This window comes from Pseudomonas sp. WS 5532, assembly GCF_012985445.1.
Taxonomy (GTDB): Bacteria; Pseudomonadota; Gammaproteobacteria; order Pseudomonadales; family Pseudomonadaceae; genus Aquipseudomonas; species Aquipseudomonas edaphica.
The window spans coordinates 36,492-55,411 of record NZ_JAAQWK010000016.1 but is presented as its reverse complement, the minus strand read 5'-3'; the positions used below and the strand labels follow the sequence as shown (position 1 = coordinate 55,411).

General features: G+C 59.3%; 17 protein-coding genes. 7 read left to right on the top strand and 10 right to left on the bottom strand.

What is annotated here, in order from left to right:
• Position 1 precedes the first annotated feature (1 nt).
• From HBO23_RS23910 to fabB, 4 genes are all read left to right on the top strand, one after another.
• On the top strand, positions 2 to 931 hold the full coding sequence (locus tag HBO23_RS23910; protein WP_170039977.1) for an ABC transporter substrate binding protein: 930 nt from the start codon (positions 2 to 4) through the stop codon (positions 929 to 931).
• The gene (locus HBO23_RS23905) at positions 928 to 2,829 is read left to right on the top strand and encodes an ATP-binding protein (RefSeq protein WP_017134469.1); all 1,902 of its coding nucleotides are present in this window, start codon (positions 928 to 930) and stop codon (positions 2,827 to 2,829) included. Before HBO23_RS23910 ends, HBO23_RS23905 begins: the two co-directional genes overlap by 4 nt.
• Positions 2,830 to 3,078: 249 nt before the next feature.
• Positions 3,079 to 3,594 carry a 3-hydroxyacyl-[acyl-carrier-protein] dehydratase FabA gene (gene fabA, locus HBO23_RS23900; protein WP_003210552.1) on the top strand — a complete coding sequence of 172 codons (516 nt, stop codon included), beginning with the start codon at positions 3,079 to 3,081 and terminating at the stop codon, positions 3,592 to 3,594.
• A gap of 11 nt (positions 3,595 to 3,605) precedes the next feature.
• Positions 3,606 to 4,826, top strand: a complete 1,221-nt coding sequence (gene fabB / locus HBO23_RS23895) for a beta-ketoacyl-ACP synthase I (RefSeq protein WP_017134470.1) — start codon at positions 3,606 to 3,608, stop codon at positions 4,824 to 4,826.
• Between the two features lie 176 nt (positions 4,827 to 5,002).
• On the opposite strand, the gene HBO23_RS23890 is transcribed toward fabB, so the two are convergent.
• On the bottom strand, positions 5,003 to 6,628 hold the full coding sequence (locus tag HBO23_RS23890) for a methyl-accepting chemotaxis protein (protein ID WP_017134471.1): 1,626 nt from the start codon (positions 6,626 to 6,628) through the stop codon (positions 5,003 to 5,005).
• Between the two features lie 205 nt (positions 6,629 to 6,833).
• Between HBO23_RS23890 and HBO23_RS23885 the strand changes: the two genes are divergently transcribed.
• Positions 6,834 to 7,250, top strand: a complete 417-nt coding sequence (locus HBO23_RS23885) for an OsmC family protein (RefSeq protein ID WP_099549021.1) — start codon at positions 6,834 to 6,836, stop codon at positions 7,248 to 7,250.
• Between the two features lie 64 nt (positions 7,251 to 7,314).
• Positions 7,315 to 8,181: a pirin family protein gene (locus HBO23_RS23880; RefSeq protein ID WP_099549022.1), complete on the top strand. Its 867-nt coding sequence runs from the start codon at positions 7,315 to 7,317 to the stop codon at positions 8,179 to 8,181.
• Positions 8,182 to 8,280: 99 nt separating this feature from the next.
• Here the strand turns inward: HBO23_RS23880 and HBO23_RS23875 are convergent, their stop codons facing one another.
• The 4 genes from HBO23_RS23875 to HBO23_RS23860 all read right to left on the bottom strand — a co-directional run bounded on the left by HBO23_RS23875 (position 8,281) and on the right by HBO23_RS23860 (position 11,995).
• Positions 8,281 to 9,009, bottom strand: coding sequence for a dienelactone hydrolase family protein (locus HBO23_RS23875; protein ID WP_170039975.1), 729 nt, complete (start codon positions 9,007 to 9,009; stop codon positions 8,281 to 8,283).
• A gap of 66 nt (positions 9,010 to 9,075) precedes the next feature.
• Positions 9,076 to 10,980, bottom strand: coding sequence for a molecular chaperone HtpG (htpG, locus tag HBO23_RS23870; protein ID WP_169985747.1), 1,905 nt, complete (start codon positions 10,978 to 10,980; stop codon positions 9,076 to 9,078).
• Between the two features lie 89 nt (positions 10,981 to 11,069).
• The gene (locus HBO23_RS23865) at positions 11,070 to 11,522 is read right to left on the bottom strand and encodes a PaaI family thioesterase (RefSeq protein WP_170039974.1); all 453 of its coding nucleotides are present in this window, start codon (positions 11,520 to 11,522) and stop codon (positions 11,070 to 11,072) included.
• Positions 11,519 to 11,995, bottom strand: a complete 477-nt coding sequence (locus tag HBO23_RS23860; protein WP_017134477.1) for a PaaI family thioesterase — start codon at positions 11,993 to 11,995, stop codon at positions 11,519 to 11,521. Before HBO23_RS23860 ends, HBO23_RS23865 begins: the two co-directional genes overlap by 4 nt.
• A 159-nt stretch (positions 11,996 to 12,154) precedes the next feature.
• On the opposite strand from HBO23_RS23860, the gene HBO23_RS23855 reads away from it, so the two are divergent.
• A complete protein-coding gene (locus HBO23_RS23855) occupies positions 12,155 to 12,412 on the top strand; it encodes a hypothetical protein (RefSeq protein ID WP_017134478.1) in 258 nt (85 codons plus the stop codon).
• Between the two features lie 96 nt (positions 12,413 to 12,508).
• On the opposite strand, the gene HBO23_RS23850 is transcribed toward HBO23_RS23855, so the two are convergent.
• The 5 genes from HBO23_RS23850 to lpdA form a co-directional block, all read right to left on the bottom strand.
• A complete protein-coding gene (locus tag HBO23_RS23850) occupies positions 12,509 to 13,249 on the bottom strand; it encodes a DUF599 family protein (protein WP_017134479.1) in 741 nt (246 codons plus the stop codon).
• A gap of 233 nt (positions 13,250 to 13,482) precedes the next feature.
• Positions 13,483 to 14,796, bottom strand: a complete 1,314-nt coding sequence (gene brnQ / locus HBO23_RS23845; RefSeq protein ID WP_056859730.1) for a branched-chain amino acid transport system II carrier protein — start codon at positions 14,794 to 14,796, stop codon at positions 13,483 to 13,485.
• Positions 14,797 to 15,227: 431 nt separating this feature from the next.
• A complete protein-coding gene (gene sucD / locus HBO23_RS23840; RefSeq protein ID WP_056859731.1) occupies positions 15,228 to 16,109 on the bottom strand; it encodes a succinate--CoA ligase subunit alpha in 882 nt (293 codons plus the stop codon).
• Positions 16,109 to 17,275 (bottom strand): ADP-forming succinate--CoA ligase subunit beta, encoded by a 1,167-nt coding sequence (gene sucC, locus HBO23_RS23835; protein ID WP_003210567.1) that lies wholly within the window; start codon positions 17,273 to 17,275, stop codon positions 16,109 to 16,111. The genes sucD and sucC overlap by 1 nt, the downstream gene beginning before the upstream one ends.
• Before the next feature lie 204 nt (positions 17,276 to 17,479).
• Positions 17,480 to 18,916, bottom strand: coding sequence for a dihydrolipoyl dehydrogenase (gene lpdA, locus HBO23_RS23830; RefSeq protein ID WP_017134447.1), 1,437 nt, complete (start codon positions 18,914 to 18,916; stop codon positions 17,480 to 17,482).
• Positions 18,917 to 18,920: the final 4 nt, after the last annotated feature.

The window sequence follows — 18,920 nt, the reverse complement described above, 5'->3', positions numbered from 1 at the left end:
CATGGGCGCTCAGTCACGGATGACCCCCTTCTTTATCTTTCGGCTCTGGCGCCGCGCCGTGCTGCTGGTGTGCCTGTTGCTGACCGCGCCGGCGTGGAGCGCCGATATCCTGTTGACCGCCGCCGAAGACGGTGCCGGCGTTCAGGCATTTACCCTGGCCCTCGCCCAGCAACGCCCCGAAGACCAGGTGAGCTTTGTCCCGCTCAAAGACTTGCCCGCGCCGAGCCAGTTGCCGCCCGGCACGCGCCTGATCCTGCTGGACCTGCCCGGCCTCGACTGGCGCCTGCAGGATGACCAGGGCCCGCCGACCCTGGTGTTGCGCATCAGCCGCTTACAGGCACGCCAGCGCCTGGGCACCACCCACCCGGCAAAAATCAGCCTGTTGTGGAGCGACCCGCCGCTGGCGCGCCAACTCAAGCTGATCGCCAACATCCTGCCGCAGGCCCAACGCATCGGTGTGCTCTATGGCAGCGACAGTGAGTTCCTGCTGCCGGAGTTGCGCGAGTATGCAGCGCCCATGGGCCTGGAAATCGTGGCGCAACGCTGGGACAACATTAACGACAGCCGCCCGTTGCAAAACCTGCTCAAGAACAGTGACGTGCTGCTCGGCCTCGACGACCCGCAGGTGTACAACCCGAAAACCGTGAAGAACCTGTTGCTCAGCAGCTACGCCCAGCAACTGCCGCTGGTGGGGCCCAACGCCGGGTTCGTCAAGGCCGGCAGCCTGGCCAGCACCTACAGCGACCAGGCCGACTGGCTGGCGGTGCTCGACCGCCTGCTGGATCATCCGCCAGCCAACTGGCCACGCAGCCTGTACCCGCAACACTTCAAAGTCGTGGGCAACCCGCAGGTCGCGCGCTCACTGGGGATCGAACAGGTGGACGAAACCGCCGTCGCCGCCCGCCTGGCCGAAGGAGAAAAACGCCCATGACCTTGCGCCGTCGTTGGGACATCAACACCCGCACCCAGCTCATCACCCTGGGCCCGGCGCTGTTGCTGACCTTGCTGTTGATCAGCTTCTTTACCTTCGTGCGTATCCAGGACCTGCGCCAGGAACTGGACCACACCGGCCAGTTGATCGCCAACCAACTGGCCCCGGCCACGGAGTACGGGGTGATTTCCGGCAACAACGATGTGCTCGAAAGCCTGCTGCGTGCCACGCTGGCCACCCCGCATGTGCGCTTCCTGGAGATTCAGGACAGCACTGAGAACATCCTGGTGTACGTCGAACAACCTTCGGAAAAACACGACCGTTCGCTGTCGGTGAAAGTGTTCCAGGCGCCCATCCGCTTACAGCATATCCAGCTGGGCAATGACTTTTTCCAGGACAACCTCAACGAACCCAAGGCGCCGCGTGCCGATTACCTGGGCCGGGTGATCGTCGGCATGTCCAACGACGCCTTCAGCCAGCGCCAGCAGGAGATTCTGTTCAAGGCCGGCATCCTCGCACTGTTCGCCCTGCTGTTTACCTTCCTGCTCGCGCGGCGCCTGGCCGCGAGCCTGTCGCAGCCGATCAGCGCCATGGGCCACGCGGTAAAAGCCATCCAGCAAGGCGACTACAAGACACCGCTGCCGATTGTCGATGATTCGGAGCTGGGCGACTTGTCGCGGCACATCAACAACCTCGCCGAAGGCCTTAACCAGGCCAGCCGCGAACAGCACCAGGCCATGGCCCAGTTGATCCAGACCCGCGAAGAAGCCGAACGGGCCAACAACGCCAAGTCGGACTTCCTGGCGATGATGAGCCACGAGTTGCGCACGCCCATGAACGGCGTGCTGGGTATGCTGCAACTGCTGGAAACCACCGAGATGACCGAGGAGCAGACCGAGTACGCGGCGCTGGCCTCGGAGTCCACCGAGCACCTGCTTAAAGTCATCAACGACATCCTCGATTTCTCACGTATCGAACGCGCCGCGCTGGAGCTGGAACATATCGCCTTCAACCTGGCGGACCTGATCAACAGTTGCGCCCAGGCCTTCCAGCACAGCGCACAGCAACGTGGCCTGAGCCTGGAATTACCGATTCCGCTGGGCATGGACGCCTTGCGCGTGAGGGGTGACCCGACGCGTATCCGCCAAATCCTGGTGAACCTGATCGGTAACGCGCTCAAATTCACCGAGCACGGCAGCGTCACCGTCGAGCCCCATTGGCAAACTCTCGACCATGAACTGGTGTGGTTCACCTGCACGGTGCGCGACAGCGGCATCGGGATTTCCGCTGAACGCCTGGAGCTGATGTTCGATGCGTTCCAGCAGGCTGACAGTTCCATTTCCAGACGTTACGGCGGCACCGGCCTGGGCCTGCCTATTGCTCGCACGCTGGCCGAACGAATGGGCGGCACGTTGCGCGCGCAAAGCCAGGAAGGCCGTGGCTCGGTATTTACCCTGGAAATTCCACTGGCCATCGACCAGCACAGCTTGCCGGCGATCGCCCTGGACGCCGAGGGCAAGGCCAGCGCGGGTGATGGCCGCCATGTGTTGCTGGTGGAAGACAACCCGGTCAACCGCACCGTGGTCGAGGCCATGTTGCGCAGCCTGGGCTTTGAAGTGAGCCTGGCCACCGATGGCGCCGAGGCAATCCGCAGCGCCGAGAGCCTGATTTTTACCGCGATCCTGATGGATTGCCGCCTGCCGCTGATCGACGGCTACGAAGCCACCCGCCGGATTCGCCAACTGCCCGGCTGCGCCGACCTGCCGATTATCGCGTTGACGGCCAACGCCTTGCAGGGCGATCGCGAAGCCTGTCTGGCAGCCGGAATGAACGATTACCTGGCCAAGCCGTTCAAACGCACGGATTTGCAGCAAATACTGCAGCGCTGGGTGCAATAGCGCCGCGCCATCAACCAACTGCGACTGGCGCGAGAGACGAAAGTGCGGCAGTCTTAGGCACCCAAACGGGCCGATAAACAGGCTCGGTTTAAAATTTCAGTGAACAAGTGTACATTGAGTACCTTGACGCTGTGACTTTCACTACAACGCAATAGTCTATGTGTAGGCTGCCGGTATGAGGCATGAACGCTTCATTCGGTCCGGGAAGATTTACCCTGCCCTGCCGCATGGGATTATTGAGGAGCTCGCATGACCAAACAAAACGCCTTTACTCGGGAAGACCTGCTGCGCTGCAGTCGCGGTGAGCTGTTCGGCCCAGGTAACGCGCAACTGCCCGCCCCGAACATGCTGATGGTGGATCGCATCACCCATATCAGCGAAGAGGGTGGCAAGTACGGCAAAGGTGAATTGGTCGCCGAGCTGGATATCACCCCTGACCTGTGGTTCTTCGCCTGCCATTTCGAAGGCGACCCTGTGATGCCGGGCTGCCTGGGCCTTGATGCCATGTGGCAACTGGTCGGTTTCTACCTGGGCTGGCAAGGCCTGCCAGGTCGCGGCCGCGCCCTGGGTTCGGGCGAAGTGAAGTTCTTTGGCCAGGTCCTGCCGACTGCCAAGAAAGTCACCTACAACATTCAAATCAAGCGCGTCCTCAAGGGCAAGCTGAACCTCGCTATCGCCGACGGTTCGGTGACTGTCGACGGTCGCGAGATCTATACTGCCGAAGGCCTTCGGGTCGGCGTATTCACTTCCACTGACAACTTTTAAGGGTTATCCGCATGCGCCGCGTCGTTATCACTGGTCTGGGCATTGTTTCTTGCCTGGGCAATGACAAAGAGACCGTCACCGCTAACCTGCGTGCAAGTCGCCCTGGCATCCGCTTCAACCCGGAATATGCCGAAATGGGTCTGCGTAGCCAGGTTTCCGGCTCCATTGACCTGCCCCTCGAAGAACTGATTGATCGCAAGATCTATCGCTTCGTCGGCCACGCTGCCGCTTACGCTTACCTGGCCATGAAAGACGCCATTGCCGATTCCGGCCTGAGCGAAGACCAGGTTTCGAACGTACGCACCGGCCTGATCGCCGGCTCCGGCGGCGCATCGACCCTCAACCAGATGGAAGCGCTGGACATCCTGCGCGAAAAAGGCGTGAAACGCGTTGGCCCGTACCGTGTAACGCGGACCATGGGCAGCACTGTTTCGGCCTGTCTGGCCACCCCGTTCCAGATCAAGGGTGTGAACTACTCGATCTCCTCCGCCTGCGCCACCAGTGCTCATTGCATCGGTACTGCGGTCGAGCAGATCCAGTTGGGCAAACAGGACATCGTATTCGCTGGCGGCGGCGAAGAAGAACATTGGAGCCAGTCGTTCCTGTTCGACGCCATGGGCGCGCTGTCCACCCAGTACAACGAAACCCCGGAAAAGGCCTCCCGCGCCTACGACGCCAAGCGTGACGGCTTCGTCATCGCCGGCGGTGGCGGCATGGTGGTGGTCGAGGAGCTGGAACACGCTCTGGCCCGTGGTGCAAAAATCTACGCGGAAATCGTCGGCTACGGCGCTACTTCCGACGGCTACGACATGGTTGCGCCGAGCGGCGAAGGTGCCATTCGTTGCATGCAGATGGCCATGTCCACCGTGGACACCCCAATCGACTACCTGAACACCCACGGCACTTCGACTCCGGTCGGCGATGCCAAGGAAATGGAAGGCGTGCGTGCGGTATTCGGTGACAAGGCTCCGGCCATCAGCTCCACCAAGAGCCTGTCGGGTCACTCCCTGGGCGCCGCCGGCGTTCACGAAGCGATCTACTGCCTGCTGATGATGGAAGGCAACTTCATGGCCGGCTCGGCCAACATCGACGAGATCGACCCGGTCGTCGCCGATATGCCGATCCTGACCAAGACCGTTGAAAACGCAAAAATCGACACCGTGATGAGCAACAGCTTCGGCTTCGGTGGCACCAACGCCACCCTGGTACTGAAACGCTGGCAGGGCAAGTAAGCCCCGCAGGTTGATCACCTGGAAAAGCCCCGACTGGTTCGGGGCTTTTTTGTGGGCAATGGAATGAGACCGAGTCGCCTTCATCGCAGGCAAGCCAGCTCCCACATATGGCGGTGTTCGCCATTCAACATGTGGGAGCTGGCTTGCCTGCGATAGCGTCACCTCGGTCCCAAGCCCTACACCGAAAACCGCGCCACCATGGTATTCAGGTCCACCGCCAACCGCGACAACTCCTGGCTCGCCGCACTGGTCTGGTTAGCGCCCGTCGACGTCTGATGCGCCAGGTCGCGAATATTCATCAAATTGCGATCCACCTCCCGCGCCACCGCTGCCTGCTGCTCCGAGGCACTCGCAATCACCAGGTTGCGCTCGTTGATCAAGGTAAAGGCCGACGCAATCTCCTCCAACGCCGTGCCCGCCGACTTGGCGATATCCAACGTAGAGCGCGCCCGCGTATTGCTCTGCTGCATCGAACTGACAGCTTGATCGGTGCCTTGCTGAATCCCGCTTATCATCAATTCTATTTCCTGAGTCGACTGCTGCGTGCGATGGGCCAGTGCCCGCACTTCATCGGCCACCACCGCAAACCCACGCCCGGCATCGCCCGCGCGCGCCGCTTCGATCGCGGCATTCAGCGCCAGCAAGTTGGTCTGCTCGGCAATCGAGCGAATCACATCCAACACCTTGCTGATGCCATAGACCTTCTGCGCCAAGTCCTCAACCTGGGTCGCGTTGGATGTGACGTCATCGGCCAGCGCTTCAATCGACACCACGGTCTGATGCACCTGCTCGCGCCCACGCTGGGCAATGCGGTCAGACTCACGGGACGCCTGTGACGTGGCCACCGCATTGCTCGCCACCTCCTCCACCGCCGCGGTCATCTGGTTGACCGCCGTGGCCGCCTGTTCAATTTCCTGGTTCTGCTGGTGCAAACCACGGGTCGCATCTTCAGTCACACAACTGAGTTCTTCAGAAGCCGAGGCCAATTGGTTCGAAGACTCGGCAATCCGTCGAATGGTGTCGCGCAGGTTCTCCTGCATGCCCTTGAGCGCCTGCTGCAAGCGCGCGGGCTCATCGTTGCCGGTTACGTTGATCTCACCAGTGAGGTCGCCGCCTGCCACGCCCTGGGCAACCTTCAGCGACTGCGCCAACGGCAGCACGATGCTGCGGGTCAGCCATACCGCCAGGCCAATGGTGATCAATGCTGTGAGCACTATCATGCCAACCACCCATGTGCGCGATTGGGTGAATACGCTCTGCGCGAGGTTCGCGGCCTGGTTGGCACTGGCCTTGTTCAAGGCGACCAGGTCGTGCAGGGTCGCGGCCATCTCATCGGCCAGTTGATTCATCTCCCCATTGACGATCCTGACCGCATCCTCCAGCTGGTTGGCCTTGGAAAACGCCATCACCTGCTCCTGACGTTGCAGGTATTGCTGCTCCTGGTTTTTGAAACGATCAAACAGCACACGCTCTTCGGGCAGTACGATCAACCCTTCGTAGAGCGTCTGCGCATGGTGCAGGCCGTTTTTCAGGTCGGTGAGCTTCTGTTCGTTCTGCGCCAGCGCCTGCGGGTCACGGTTGACCACCAAACGCAGGGTGAGGGCACGCACCCGCAACAGGTCCTGGCTCATCTCCCCCACCGCCATCACGCTGGGCAGCCAGTTGTTCTCCACCTGATCGGACTGCTGGCGCATATTGGCCATCTGCAGCAGGGCGAAGCCGCCCAGGGCAAACACCATCAATGCCAGCACGCCAAAGCCTAAGCCTGCGCGCGGGGCGATATTCAAACTACGGATACTCATGCCTGGATTCCTTCCGAATGCGCTGCATCCACCTGCAGCAGGTCTCCTGAAAGGTATCGGCCCTTTGTCGCGTTTGCGTAAGACGAAAACGCGATATCAACGCGCTTGGCAATCGCGCGGGCAGCCATTGGAAAAAACACGGAACACTGAAGTGCCAGCATGCTCTATAACTGCATGACCTTTTACTGCCCTCGTGAGGTTTGCCATGCCTGTTACCGTCAATACGCTTAACCACGACAACTTTCGCCACAGCGTGAACATCAACAACCACGAACTGTTCACCGACCTGCCCAAGAGCCTGGGCGGTGATGATTCGGCGCCCTCGCCCCACGATTATTTCGACGCCGCCCTGGCCTCGTGCAAGGCGCTGACCGTCAAGCTCTACGCGCAGAAAAAAGACATCCCGCTCACCGGCGTCACCGTGGAAGTTACCCACGACAGCTCAGAGGAGCAAAAAGGCAAGTACAAGCTCAACGTCAAGCTGACGCTCAAGGGCGTACTCAGCGATGAGCAGCGCGATGAGCTGCATCGCGTCGCCGATAAGTGCCCGGTACACAAGCTGATGACCACTGCCGACGTCACCATCGAAACCAAACTGTCCGAAGGCGCTTTCAGCCAGTAGCCCCAACCTCCCGTCGAGCGGGTTATGCTCAGTAGCACCTAACCCGCTCAGACAGGGACGCCCCATGACCACCCTTACCGTGATCCGCCCGCGCGCCGAAGACGTCGAAGGCCAGCCGATCCTGCGACCGCTGCCGTCACGCGAATGCCGCAGCGTCGGGCCTTTTGTGTTTTTCGACCATATGTTGTCGACCCGCTATGCACCCGGCACCGGCATGAATATCCGCCAGCACCCGCATATCGGGCTGTCCACCCTCACCTACCTGTTCGAAGGCGCCCTGCAACACAAGGACAGCCTGGGCTCGGACCAGGTAGTGCAAGCCGGCGACGTCAGCTGGATGACCGCCGGCAGCGCAATTGCCCACGTCGAGCGCACGCCCGAAGCCCTCAAGGCCAGTGGTTTCAGCTTGCACGGCCTGCAGGTGTGGCTGGCCTCGCCCAAGGACCATGAAACCGGGCCGGGCCACTACAGCCATCACCCGGCGGCAAGCCTGCCGGTGAGCGATAACCTGGGCGTGCAGATTCGCCTGATCGCAGGCGCGGGTTTCTGCCTTAAATCGCCGGTGCCGGTGCTGTCGCCTACGCTATATGCCGAGGTGCAGATGCACACGGCCACGACGCTGCTGATCCCGGATGAGCATGAGGAGCGCGCGGTGTATGTGCTGGACGGCGAGGTGCAGTTGGACGGTGAGGCAGTGGAGGCGCATAGCCTGGTGGTATTGCCGAGCGGGCAGGAAATGACCTTGTTTGCCGAAAGCGATTGCCACGTGGTGGTGTTCGGCGGCGCGCCGCTGGATGGGCCACGGCGGATCAATTGGAATTTTGTCGCGAGCGATCCGGCGGTGATTGAACAGGCCAGGCAGCGCTGGGCGGCCGGGGATTGGCCGACGGTGCCGGGTGAGTCAGAAAGAATCGAGTTGCCTGTCAGATAGCTATCGCAGGCAAGCCAGCTCCCACCTGTCGACTGTTTTCACAGTTCAAAGTGTGGGAGCTGGCTTGCCTGCGATGAGGCCGGAACAGGCGCTAAAGCTTTAGCCCTTGAACACTTCATCCAGCAAGTTATGCATCGACTGGAACGCACGCTTGGCCGTCTGCGCGTCGTACATCATCTTGCCCGGCACATTGGCGTGCGGGTCAGTAAAGGAATGCACCGCGCCGCCGTAGCTCAGCAGTTGCCAATCCACACCGGCGGCGTTCATTTCTTGCTCAAACGCCGGCAGTTGCTCTTTCGGCACCAACGGATCGGACGCGCCGTGCAGCACCAACACCGAACCCTTGACGTGCTTGGCACCTGCCGGGTTTTGTGTGTCGATCGTGCCGTGGAACGACACGGCAGCCTTCAACGGTGCACCGGTACGTGCCAGCTCCAGCGAGCAGAAACCACCAAAGCAGAAACCGAAGGTCGCCAGCTTCGAGGTATCAACGGCCGCTTCGGTCTGGCTTTGCAGTTGCTCAAAGGCCGCCTGCATGCGCTTGAGCAGCGCCGGGTTATCGTTCTTCAACGGCATCATCGCAGCGCCGGCTTCATCGCCATTCGTCGGGCGCACGGTTTGCCCGTACAGGTCGGCGATCAGTACCACGTAGCCTTGGCTGGCCACGCTCTTGGCGATTTCCTCGGCACCCGCACTCACCCCCATCCAGTTCGGCGCCATCAGCAGGCCCGGCAGCGGGCCCTTGTGGCTGGCATCGAACGCCAGGCGGCTTTCATAAGACTGGCCATCAATCTGATAGACCACGGAACGTACAGTGACTTGGCTCATCATTTACTCCAGTTGAGGTGCGTTAGAACGAAAAAACCCGCCGAAGCGGGTTTTTCTACAACGGTGTTAAACCGACAGTTCAACCAACAGCTTGTTCAGGCGGCGCACATACGCGGCCGGATCTTTAAGGCTGTCACCGGCAGCCAGGGCTGCCTGGTCGAAGAGGATGTGCGACAGGTCGCCAAAACGCTCTTCACTCTGCTCGCCATCGAGTTTCTCGATCAGCGGGTGAGCCGGGTTGAATTCGAAGATCGGCTTGGAATCCGGCACTTTCTGCCCGCTGGCTTCGAGGATCTGACGCATCTGCATGCCCAGGTCCTGCTCACCGATGGCCAGAATCGCCGGAGAGTCGGTCAGACGGTGGGAAACCCGCACTTCGCTGACGGCATCGCCCAAGGCAGTCTTGATCCGCTCAACCAGGCCTTCTTTGGCCTTGGCGACTTCTTCGGCTTCCTTCTTCTCTTCTTCGGAGTCCAGGTTACCCAGGTCCAGGTCACCACGGGCCACGTCGACGAAGGTCTTGCCGTCGAACTCGCTGAGGTAGCTCATCAGCCACTCGTCGATACGGTCGGTCAACAGCAGCACTTCGATGCCTTTCTTGCGGAAGACTTCCAGGTGCGGGCTGTTCTTGACCTGGGCGTAGGTTTCGCCGGTCAGGTAGTAGATCTTGTCCTGACCTTCCTTGGCGCGTGCCAGGTACTCGGCCAACGACACGATCTGCTCGCCGTCGTCACCCTGAGTCGAGGCAAAACGCAGCAGGCCGGCGATTTTTTCCTTGTTGGCGAAATCTTCTGCCGGGCCTTCTTTCATGACCTGGCCGAAGTTTTTCCAGAAGCCCTTGTATTGCTCAGGCTCGTTCTTCGCCAGTTTTTCCAGCATGTCGAGCACGCGCTTCGTTAGCGCCGACTTCATGGAGTCGATGATCGGGTCTTTCTGCAGGATTTCCCGCGACACGTTCAGCGACAGGTCGTTGGAGTCGACCACACCTTTGATGAAGCGCAGGTACAGCGGCAGGAACGATTCCGCCTGGTCCATCACGAACACGCGCTGCACGTACAGTTTCAGGCCTTTTGGCGCCTCACGCTGGTACAGATCGAATGGGGCACGGGCCGGTACATAAAGCAGCGAGCTGTATTCCAGCTTGCCTTCGACCTTGTTGTGGCTCCAGCTCAGCGGGTTCTCGTAGTCGTGAGCGATGTGCTTATAGAACTCCTGATACTCCTCGTCTTTGACTTCGGTACGAGGGCGGGTCCACAAGGCGCTGGCACGGTTGACCACTTCCCATTCCTGGGCAGGTTTCTCTTCGCCCTCGACAGCCGCTTGTTCTTTCGGCAGTTCGATCGGCAAAGCGATGTGGTCGGAGTATTTCTTGATGATATTGCGCAGTCGGTAGCCGTCGGCGAATTCATCTTCAGCGGCTTTGAGGTGCAGCACGATACGCGTGCCACGGTCAGCCTTGTCGATAGTGGCGATTTCGAACTCGCCCTCACCTTTGGAGGCCCAGTGCACGCCTTCGCTGGCGTCAAGGCCAGCACGGCGGCTGAATACTTCAACCTTGTCGGCAACGATGAAGGCCGAGTAGAAGCCCACGCCGAACTGACCGATCAGGTGCGAATCTTTCTTCTGGTCGCCCGACAGATTCTTCATGAAGTCTGCGGTGCCGGACTTGGCGATGGTACCCAGATGGGTAATCGCGTCTTCACGGCTCATGCCGATGCCGTTGTCTTCGAGGGTGACGGTCTTGGCGTCCTTGTCAAAGCTCACACGGATTTTCAGTTCGGCGCCACCTTCCAGCAACTCAGGCTTGGAGAGGGCTTCGAAACGTAATTTGTCGACAGCGTCAGAGGCGTTCGAGATCAATTCGCGAAGGAAGATTTCCTTGTTGGAATACAGCGAATGGATCATGAGGTGCAGCAGTTGCTTCACCTCGGTCTGGAAGCCCAGGGTTTCCTTTTGAGTTTCCACACTCATGGTCATCAAACTCCAATTGGATGGCAGTGGCCGCGCCCGAAAGGGTTGGCGGCGGGTTGTCATCAAAGTTGGGGGCTAAGACCAGGATTTCAAGGGCGCACCAATTCCTCAATTTTGAAATGTGCGCGAGCGGTGGCAATCGGCTCAGCGGCGGTGCTTTGCCAGGCGGTGATCGCCACATTCGCCACCCGGCGGCCTTGGCGCCACACCTGGCATTTGGCGTAAGTGTCGCGAAACTGCCCGGCACGCAAGTAATCCAGGGAAAAATCGATGATTTTCGGCAAACCTGGCACACCGGTAAATACCAGCAAATGTAACGCTGCCGACAGCTCCATAAAGCCTGCGATCACACCGCCGTGCAGCGCTGGCAATATCGGGTTACCAATATTGTCCTTGTTGGCCGGCAGGCGAAACAGCAGCTCATCCCCCAACCTTGAGCATTCGATGCCGATCAGCTTGGCGTAGGGCACCAGGTTGAGCAACGCCTCATAGTCGCCGCGCTCATGGGCCTGTTCGAGGCGGGTCTTGAATCGATGCGTCATGCCTGGTCTCCCTTGATCGAATTGCCGAGTCCTTGCGTGCCTTTGAGGCGCTTGCCCATGCGCATGAAGGTGCCCACCACATGGGCGATGGGTTGCTGAGGATCATCCTGGTAGGCAAAGCCACGGGTAAAGATCACGTCGGTGGTCACCCGGTAGCATTGTGCAAAGCCATACACCGGCTTGTGCGGCTCGGCGGGATGCATGTAGTCGACGCGCAAATCCAGGGTCGGGCACACCTCGAACTCCGGCAGTACGCACAGCGTGGCCATGCCGCAGGCGGTGTCCATCAGTGAGGTCAGCGCGCCGCCGTGAATCACGCCGGTCTGAGGGTCACCGACGATATGCGGGCCGTAAGGCAGGGCCAGCGTCATGCCCTCCTCGCTGGCGGCATGCACGATAATGCCCAGCACCTGGCAATGGCGCAGGGCCAAAACAAAGCGTGTGGCACGCTCTAACAAGGGATTTTCGGTCATGTGTGCAGACTCTTATTAGTGTGGGTTTGCGCAGTAGCCGGGACAGGACTAAAAGTTCCTTGGCAGCGGTGTTTTATATATCTTTGAAACAAAAGGAACTAATGCTGGCCGTCCAAGCTCGAAAGGCCAGTAGATATCTTCAATAAGGAGAAACACCCCATGCGCAAGACTTTAGCTATTTCCATGATGTTGGCCGCTGCCCTCGGTCTCGCTGCCTGCGATAAGAAATCCGAAGACAAAGCCCAAGATGCCGCCGCGCATTCTGAGCAAGCTCAGAAGGACATGGCGAAAGCACAGGATAAAGTGAACGACGCTGCGAAAGAAAACGCCGATGCTGCCAAAGCTCAGGCTGAATCGAACGAAGCCGCCGCGAAAGAAGCTGCACCTGCCGCACCTGCAGAACCTGCCAAGAACTAATAGCCTGGCATTTGCTGCAAAAAGAAAGCCCGCTTACATAGCGGGCTTTACTTTGCCTGCGATTTATAGAATTTGATTAACCCTGGGTGCCACTCATCAAGACACGGTTTCTTTAGCCGGCTCGGCTACCGGCATATCGGTCGGCGTATAAACCATCACCTGCAGTACGTCGGAATGAAACTCGCGGCGATACAGCACCAGTACCACACCGCTGCTCATCAACATGAACAACCAGGGGCTGACAAACCAGGCCAGCATGGTCATGCCGAAGTAATACGAGCGCAGGCCAAAGTTGAACTGGTTGGCCGCCATCGAAATCACCCGCGCCGCCCGCAGGGCAAATGCCTTGCGCTCCTGCTCCGACACCTGCCGCTCACCGATCATCGGCGCCGAGCCCACCAGCACGGCGGCAAAGTTGTATTGACGCATGCACCAGCTGAAGGTGAAGAACGCGTAGACGAACACCAGCGCCAGGCACAGCAGCTTGATTTCCGACATGCCCTGTGACGCCTGCTGCACCATGGGGATGTCCGCCAGCAACGATACCGCACGCTCGGACGCGCCCAGCACGGTGAGAATACCGGCGAGAATAATCAACGTGCTGGAGGCGAAGAACGAGGCATTGCGCTCCAGGTTGCCGATCACACTGGCGTCGGCAATCCGGTTATCGCGCAGCAGCATACGGCGCATCCAGTCTTCGCGATACAGGTGCAGCACGCTGGCCAGGCAGGCGGTGTCTCGGGCTTTCCAACTGGCATAGCGGGTGTAGCCACCCCAGCACAGGGCAAACCAGAAGGCGGCCAGCAGGTGGATTTGATTGGTTTCGATGAACGACATGCGGGGCCTTGTATACGATGGATGAAGACGAACACGGTTAAAAATGTGCGAGCTGGCTTGCCTGCGATGGCGGTGGATCAGGCGACACAGCAGTGACTGAACCGACGCCATCGCAGGCAAGCCAGCTCCCACATTGACCGAACTCCAACTTTAGAGCGTTGTGGTCTTGCAGGCATAAAAAATGCCCCGTATCGATTGATACGGGGCATTTCAGTACAGCGTGAAACCGCGGCTTAGGCGATGGCTTCGCTACGCTTGCCGAGCATACGGTCAACCACTACCGCCACGCCGAGCGTCATCACCGACGGCACCAGCCATGCCAGGCCTTGCTCACTCAGCGGCAGGTGCGCCAACTGTGCAGGCATCCAATCGGCCAAGCCAGCGCCTTTAAGCGCGTCGATGCAACCAAAGATGAACGACACCAGCATCACCGGGCCAACAATACGGCCCTGCTCCTGCCAGAAGTCTTTGCAGAAGCTCAGGGCCACCAGCACGATGCACGGCGGGTAGATCGCGGTGAGCACCGGGATCGAGAAGGCAATCAGCTTGGTCAGGCCCAGGTTGGACACGAACAGCGAGAACAGCGCCAGGATCACCACCAGCGTCTTGTAAGACAATGGCAGCACTTTGCTGAAGTACTCGGCGCAAGCACAGGTCAGGCCCACGGCAGTGACCAGGCACGCCAGGGAGATCAGCACAGCGAGGAAGCCACTGCCCAGGGAGCCGAAGGTGTGTTGCACGTAGGCGTGCAACACTGCCGCGCCATTGCTGGCACCGGCCGCCACCGCGTGGCTGCCCGAACCCAGGCGGAACAGGCTGATATACACCAGCGCCAGGCCCACGCCGGCTATCAGCCCGGCGATGATCGCATAGCGAGTGATCAGCTTTGGCGACTCAACACCACGGGAACGAATCGCGTTGACGATGACGATACCGAACACCAGCGCGCCGAGGGTATCCATGGTCAAGTAGCCATTGATAAAGCCCTGGGAGAACGGTGCAGCGACGTATTCCGGGGTGGCAACACCGACATCACCGGCCGGCAAGGCAAACGCAGCGATGCCCAGCACGGCCAGGGCGATGATCTTCAACGGTGCGAGAAAACGCCCTACCGTGTCCAGCAGACGCCCTGGGTACAGGGAAATGAAGAACACCAGCAGGAAGTACACCGAGCTGTAGAGGAACAGCGCCAGCGGGCTTTCGCCGGTCAGCGGCGCCAGGCCCACTTCAAACGAAACAGTCGCGGTGCGCGGGGTGGCGAACAGCGGACCTACCGCCAGGTACGCCGCCGCCGCCAGCAGGCCACCGGCGATCTTGCCGATCGGGCTGCTCAATGCGTCCATGCCGCCGCCGACCTTGGCCAGCGCGATCACGGTAACCACCGGCAAGCCAACTGCGGTGATCAGGAAGCCCAGCGCTGCCATCCAGACGTGAGGCCCGGACTGCAAACCAACGATAGGCGGGAAGATGATGTTGCCGGCGCCCACGAACAGGGCAAAAGTCATAAAGCCTAACGCCAGGATGTCCTGGCTTTTCAACACTTTCATTTCAGGAAATACCACACTACTGAATCGGAATTTAGAGAGGGATTCCCTGTGGATGAGGGAACTGCTGCCGGCCCTGATGGGGACCGACCGGTCTAGCGCGCGGCTTCCTTTTGGGAGGCGGACGCATAAAGAGGCGGCTAGAGTACAGAAATAAGCCGACAAACGCACTGTTGCGGGGCGGACTGTCCGATAAGCGACATCCAAATGTCGCGTTTTCATACTTAATTTGGCAGTGCCGTCCCTGTGGGAGCTGGCTTGCCTGCGATAGCGATCTGTCTGTGCCAAATGTGTTGGCTGACACACTGCTATCTCAGGCAAGCCAGCTCCCACATTTGACCGAGTAAATCTGCCAAAAAATGGGCAAATCCAGAATGCACAAAGGCCACCCGAAGGTGGCCTTTGTGTGGTGAAGCGTCAGCTAAGCGCGAGGCTTACTTGACAGCCCAACCGGTCAGTTCGGACAAAGCCTTGCCGATATCTGCCAGCGAACGCACGGTTTTAACGCCTGCGTCTTCCAGGGCAGCAAACTTCTCGTCTGCTGTGCCCTTGCCGCCAGAGATGATTGCGCCAGCATGGCCCATGCGCTTGCCTGCAGGGGCAGTCACACCAGCGATGTAGGAAACAACCGGCTTGGTCACGTTGGCCTTGATGTAGGCAGCCGCTTCTTCTTCAGCCGAACCGCCGATCTCACCGATCATTACGATCGCCTCGGTCTTCGGGTCTTCCTGGAACAGCTTCAGGATGTCGATGAAGTTCGAACCTGGGATCGGGTCACCGCCGATGCCGACACAAGTCGACTGACCGAAACCGGCGTCAGTAGTCTGCTTGACAGCTTCGTAGGTCAGGGTGCCGGAACGCGAAACGATACCGACTTTGCCTGGCAAGTGAATGTGACCTGGCATGATGCCGATCTTGCATTCGCCTGGGGTGATCACGCCTGGGCAGTTAGGGCCGATCAGGACTACGCCCAGCTCGTCGCACTTAACTTTAGCGTCCAGCATGTCCAGGGTAGGAATGCCTTCGGTGATGCAAACGATCAGCTTGATGCCGCCGAATGCCGCTTCCAGGATCGAGTCTTTGCAGAAAGGAGCTGGAACGTAGATCACACTGGCGGTGGCGCCAGTGGCAGCTACAGCGTCTTTCACGGTGTTGAACACTGGCAGGCCCAGGTGCTCGGTACCGCCTTTGCCCGGAGTTACGCCGCCAACCATCTTGGTGCCGTATTCGATGGCTTGCTGGGTGTGGAAACTACCTTGCGAACCGGTAATACCCTGGCAGATAACTTTGGTGTCTTTATTGATCAGGACGCTCATTATTTGCCCTCCGCAGCTTTGACAACTTGTTGAGCAGCGTCGGTCAGGCTGGTAGCCGCGATGATGTTCAAACCGCTTTCTGCCAGTACTTTAGCGCCCAGTTCAGCGTTGTTACCTTCAAGGCGAACAACCACCGGGATTTTAACGCCAACTTCTTTCACTGCACCGATGATGCCTTCGGCAATCATGTCGCAACGAACGATGCCGCCGAAGATGTTGACCAATACTGCGGCGACGTTGGAGTCGGACAGGATGATCTTGAACGCTTCGGTAACGCGTTCTTTGGTAGCACCGCCGCCCACGTCGAGGAAGTTGGCTGGTTTGCCGCCATGCAGGTTGACGATGTCCATGGTACCCATGGCCAGGCCAGCACCGTTGACCATGCAACCGATGTTACCTTCCAGGGCTACGTAGTTCAGTTCGAACTTGGCAGCGTGCGCTTCGCGCGGATCGTCTTGCGACGGATCGTGGAAAGTCTTCAGCTTAGGCTGACGGTACATGGCGTTGGCGTCGATGTTGATCTTGGCGTCGAGGCAGTGCAGATCGCCGTCAGCCTTGATCACCAGTGGGTTCACTTCCAGCAGGGCCAGATCGTGATCCTGGAACAGTTTGGCCAGACCTACGAAGATCTTGGCGAACTGGGCAACTTGCTTGCCTTCCAGGCCCAGCTGGAAAGCCAGCTCGCGACCCTGGAATGGCTGAGCGCCAACCAGTGGATCGATAGTGGCTTTCAGAATTTTTTCTGGGGTTTCTTCGGCGATCTTCTCAATGTCCACGCCACCTTCGGTGGAAGCCATGAACACGATGCGACGGCTCGAACGGTCAACGACAGCGCCCAGGTACAGCTCTTTAGCGATATCAGTGCACGATTCAACCAGGATCTTGGTGACTGGTTGGCCATTGGCATCAGTCTGGTAAGTCACCAGACGCTTACCCAGCCACTGCTGTGCGAAGGCCTTGGCGTCTTCTTTGCTGCGAACCAGCTTGACGCCGCCCGCTTTACCGCGACCACCGGCGTGGACCTGGGCTTTGACAACCCATTCGGTACCACCGATTTTGTCGCAAGCTTCTGCTGCTGCTTCCGGGGTGTCTACTGCGTAACCCTTGGATACTGGCAGGCCGTATTCAGCGAACAGCTGCTTACCCTGATACTCGTGAAGATTCATGCTTTTTACCGTCTTCGTTAGGTACTGCGCATTCGGCGCTGCGCTCATTATGAGTGCCGCACCACCTGTGACTGCTGCTTGCACAATTTGCGAGGCTTAAGACCCGTAAAACTGTGCAAGGCTGCGTCCAGCGGATATTCCGCGGTGAGTCTTGCGCGCAAGGCTCACGACGGGCAACTCCGCCGTGGTTTCTTATTATCTCGCTTAGCGCTTCTTGCGGTTGGCGATGTGGATGGCGCCGCCATTCACTGCCAACGCTGCTTCGTGCAACGCTTCGGACAGGGTCGGATGGGAGAAGACCATCATGCCCAGGTCTTCGGCACTGGTGCCGAATTCCATACCGATCGCGCCCTGCTGAACCAGTTCTGCAGCGCTCGGGCCAATCACGTGGACGCCCAATACGCGGTCAGTCTTGGCATCAGCGATGACTTTGACAAAACCACCGGTGTCGTTAGCTGCCATGGCACGGCCAGAAGCGGCAAACGGGAAGGTGCCGACGTTAACTTCAACGCCTTCAGCTTTCAACTGCTGTTCGTTCTTGCCGACCCATGCAATTTCCGGGTGGGTGTAGATAACCGATGGGATCAGGTCGTAGTTCATCTGGGTTTTATGACCCTTGATGCGCTCGACAACCATGATGCCTTCTTCGGAAGCCTTGTGCGCCAGCATCATGCCGCGAACCACGTCGCCGATGGCATACACGCCTGGCACGGTAGTAGCGCAATGATCGTCAACGTGGATGAAACCACGCTCGTCGATGTTCACGCCGCTGTCGGAAGCCAGCAGGTCGGTGGTCACTGGACGGCGACCCACGGCTACGATCAGCTTGTCGAAGGTGATGGTCTGCTCGCCTTCTTTATCGGTGTAGGTCACAACGACTTCTTCGCCGTTGACCTTGGAACCGGTAACACGGGCGCCCAGCTTGATATCCAGACCTTGCTTGGTCAGGGTTTTCAGCGCTTCTTTGGACACTGCAGTGTCGGCAGCCAGCAGGAACGTGTCCAGGGCTTCCAGCACAGTCACTTCAGAACCCAGGCGCGACCATACCGAACCCAGTTCCAGGCCGATTACGCCAGCGCCGATCACGCCCAGACGCTTGGGAACCGCTTGGAATTCCAGGGCGCCGGTCGAATCAACGATCACGTTCTGGTCAACAGGAGCAGGCGGAATGTCGATTGGACGCGAACCTGGTGCCAGGATCACGTTTTCGGCTTCGATGACTTCAACCGAGCCGTCCGGCTTGGTGATTTCAACTTTCTTGCCAGCCAGCAGCTTGCCGTGGCCTTGCAGGGAAGTGACGCCGTTGGCCTTGAACAAGGTGGCAACGCCGGAAGTCAGGCCTTTAACGATGTTGGCTTTACGGCCGACCATTGCTGGCACGTCCATGGTCACGCCAGCATGGTTGATGCCGTGGATCGCGAAACCGTCTTGGGCTTCGTGGAATTTCCAGGAGCTGTCCAGCAGCGCCTTGGAAGGAATGCAACCAACGTTCAGGCAAGTACCGCCCAGCGCCAGTTTGCCTTCCTTGTCGGTGTATTTTTCGATGCAAGCAGTCGAGAGGCCCAGTTGTGCGGCCTTGATCGCGGCAACGTAGCCGCCAGGACCGGCACCAATCACTACAACGTCAAATTTCTGTGTCATGAAA

What these genes read in the sequence shown, in the direction of transcription:
- fabB (WP_017134470.1), top strand. Translation starts at nt 3,606, where the DNA reads ATGCGCCGCGTCGTTATCACTGGTCTGGGCATTGTTTCTTGCCTGGGC.
- lpdA (WP_017134447.1), bottom strand. Translation starts at nt 18,916, where the DNA reads ATGACACAGAAATTTGACGTTGTAGTGATTGGTGCCGGTCCTGGCGGC.
- HBO23_RS23865 (WP_170039974.1), bottom strand. Translation starts at nt 11,522, where the DNA reads ATGACGCATCGATTCAAGACCCGCCTCGAACAGGCCCATGAGCGCGGC.
- HBO23_RS23885 (WP_099549021.1), top strand. Translation starts at nt 6,834, where the DNA reads ATGCCTGTTACCGTCAATACGCTTAACCACGACAACTTTCGCCACAGC.
- HBO23_RS23855 (WP_017134478.1), top strand. Translation starts at nt 12,155, where the DNA reads ATGCGCAAGACTTTAGCTATTTCCATGATGTTGGCCGCTGCCCTCGGT.
- brnQ (WP_056859730.1), bottom strand. Translation starts at nt 14,796, where the DNA reads ATGAAAGTGTTGAAAAGCCAGGACATCCTGGCGTTAGGCTTTATGACT.
- HBO23_RS23880 (WP_099549022.1), top strand. Translation starts at nt 7,315, where the DNA reads ATGACCACCCTTACCGTGATCCGCCCGCGCGCCGAAGACGTCGAAGGC.
- HBO23_RS23910 (WP_170039977.1), top strand. Translation starts at nt 2, where the DNA reads ATGGGCGCTCAGTCACGGATGACCCCCTTCTTTATCTTTCGGCTCTGG.
- HBO23_RS23860 (WP_017134477.1), bottom strand. Translation starts at nt 11,995, where the DNA reads ATGACCGAAAATCCCTTGTTAGAGCGTGCCACACGCTTTGTTTTGGCC.
- htpG (WP_169985747.1), bottom strand. Translation starts at nt 10,980, where the DNA reads ATGAGTGTGGAAACTCAAAAGGAAACCCTGGGCTTCCAGACCGAGGTG.
- sucD (WP_056859731.1), bottom strand. Translation starts at nt 16,109, where the DNA reads ATGAGCGTCCTGATCAATAAAGACACCAAAGTTATCTGCCAGGGTATT.
- sucC (WP_003210567.1), bottom strand. Translation starts at nt 17,275, where the DNA reads ATGAATCTTCACGAGTATCAGGGTAAGCAGCTGTTCGCTGAATACGGC.
- fabA (WP_003210552.1), top strand. Translation starts at nt 3,079, where the DNA reads ATGACCAAACAAAACGCCTTTACTCGGGAAGACCTGCTGCGCTGCAGT.
- HBO23_RS23890 (WP_017134471.1), bottom strand. Translation starts at nt 6,628, where the DNA reads ATGAGTATCCGTAGTTTGAATATCGCCCCGCGCGCAGGCTTAGGCTTT.
- HBO23_RS23905 (WP_017134469.1), top strand. Translation starts at nt 928, where the DNA reads ATGACCTTGCGCCGTCGTTGGGACATCAACACCCGCACCCAGCTCATC.
- HBO23_RS23850 (WP_017134479.1), bottom strand. Translation starts at nt 13,249, where the DNA reads ATGTCGTTCATCGAAACCAATCAAATCCACCTGCTGGCCGCCTTCTGG.
- HBO23_RS23875 (WP_170039975.1), bottom strand. Translation starts at nt 9,009, where the DNA reads ATGAGCCAAGTCACTGTACGTTCCGTGGTCTATCAGATTGATGGCCAG.